This window comes from Caulobacter sp. HMWF025 (genome assembly GCF_003060965.1).
GTDB lineage: Bacteria > Pseudomonadota > Alphaproteobacteria > Caulobacterales > Caulobacteraceae > Caulobacter.
On the sequence record NZ_QAII01000138.1, the window covers coordinates 1 to 1703 of the forward strand.

Genomic DNA, 1703 nt, shown 5'->3' on the forward strand with positions numbered 1-1703 from the left:
AGCCAGACCCTCACCGGAACGCCAGACGCCGAGACCCTGACCGGCGGAGATGCCGACGACACCCTGATCGGGGCCGGCGGGGCCGACACCCTGGATGGCGGAGCCGGTGACGATGTCGCTGTCTACTACGGACCGCGCGCAGACTTCGAAGTCTACGCTGTTGGTGCGGACCACTATCTGGTGCACGACATCTTGGGTGACCAGGCCATCGATCAACTGACGTCCATAGAGTTTCTGCTCTTCAACGAGGGTCTGATCGCTATTGACGATATGATCTCAGGCCTCTGGCTGGAAGGTACGGCCTCGGCCGAGACCCTGACCGGCGGCACCGGCGTTGACGTCCTCATGGGCGGCCTCGGCGAGGACAGCCTGATCGGGGGCGCGGGCACGGACACGGCCCGCTTCAGCGGCACGCTCGCGGCCTCGACCGTCTACAGCGACGGCGCCGGCGGCTATATCGTCAGCGGCACGGACGGCTTTGACCGCCTGCAGGGCGTCGAGCGCCTGGCCTTCGATGACCAGACCGTCACGACGGCTTCAGCGGCCACGGCCCTGTGGCTTGAAGGCACCGCCTCGGCCGAGACCCTGACCGGCGACGTCGGCGATGACGTCCTCACGGGCGGTCTGGGCGACGACAGCCTGGTCGGCGGCGCCGGCACGGATACGGCCCGCTTCAGCGGCACCCTGGCAGCCTCGACCGTCTACAGCGACGGCACCGGCGGCTACATCGTCAGCGGCACGGACGGCTTCGATCGCCTGCAGGGCGTCGAGCGCCTGGCCTTCTCGGACCAGACCTTGGATGCGGCGACCGCCGCTTCGGCCCTGTGGCTTGAAGGCACCGCCTCGGCCGAGACCCTGACCGGTGGCATGGGCGACGACGTCCTGACCGGCGGTCTGGGCGACGACAGCCTGGTCGGCGGCGCAGGCACGGATACGGCCCGCTTCAGCGGCACCCTGGCAGCCTCGACGGTCTACAGCGACGGGACCGGCGGCTTCATCGTCAGCGGCGCAGACGGCTTCGACCGCCTGCAGGGCGTCGAGCGCCTGGCCTTCTCCGACCAGACCGTGGATGCGGCGACCGCCGCCACGGCGCTTTGGCTCGAAGGCACGGCCTCGGCCGAGACCCTGACCGGCGACGCCGGCGACGACGTCCTCACGGGCGGCCTCGGCGACGACAGCCTGGTCGGCGGCGCCGGCACCGACACCGCGCGCTTCAGCAGCACCCTGGCAGCCTCGACCGTCTACAGCGACGGCACCGGCGGCTACATCGTCAGCGGCAACGACGGCTTCGATCGCCTGCAGGGCGTTGAACGCCTGGCTTTCTCCGACCAGACGGTCGATGCGGCGACCGCCGCTTCGGCCCTGTGGCTTGAAGGCACGGCCTCGGCCGAGACCCTGACCGGTGGCACGGGCGACGACGTCCTGACCGGCGGTCTGGGCGACGACAGCCTGGTCGGCGGCTCGGGCACGGATACGGCCCGCTTCAGCGGCACGCTCGCTGGCTCGACGATCTACAGCGACGGGACCGGCGGCTTCATCGTCAGCGGCACAGACGGCTTCGACCGCCTGCAGGGCGTTGAACGCCTGGCCTACTCCGACCAGACGGTCACGGCCGCCTCGGCGGCCACCGCGCTCTGGCTGACGGGTACGGCCTCGGCCGAGACCCTGACCGGTGGCACGGGCGACGACGTGCTGACCGGCGG

Annotated in this window: 1 protein-coding gene; it reads left to right on the forward strand. The window is 70.7% G+C overall.

Features of this window, described 5'->3' with window-relative positions:
* A partial coding sequence (locus DBR10_RS14600) for a calcium-binding protein (protein ID WP_146187856.1) occupies nt 1-1703 on the forward strand: 1703 nt, incomplete at both ends.